Source organism: Larkinella sp. C7 (assembly GCF_006149005.1).
Lineage (GTDB): Bacteria > Bacteroidota > Bacteroidia > Cytophagales > Spirosomataceae > Larkinella.
The window spans coordinates 273-583 of the sequence record NZ_VBSL01000098.1 but is presented as its reverse complement, the minus strand read 5'-3'; the positions used below and the strand labels follow the sequence as shown (position 1 = coordinate 583).

General features: G+C 44.1%; 1 protein-coding gene. It reads right to left on the bottom strand.

Going from position 1 to position 311, the window contains the following annotated elements:
• A partial coding sequence (locus FH871_RS34525) for a nitronate monooxygenase (protein WP_171063037.1) occupies window positions 1–311 on the bottom strand: 311 nt, incomplete at both ends.

Genomic DNA, 311 nt, shown 5'->3' with positions numbered 1-311 from the left:
AACTGGAATAACAGTGATTCCTGCATCATGGAAGCGTTCCATGTATTTTCCTGGGTTTCCAGCACCAGTCGTCACAACTTTAACGCCTTCTTCAATAACGAGGTCAACAATATCATCAGCAAAAGGAGATAAAAGCATGATGTTGACACCAAATGGCTTATCAGTAATTGATTTCACCTTATCAATATTCGCCTTGACAACTTCTTTAGGGGCATTACCGCCACCAATAATTCCAAGTCCTCCGGCATTGGAAACAGCACCAGCCAAATCACCGTCTGCAACCCACGCCATACCCCCTTGGAAAATAGGGT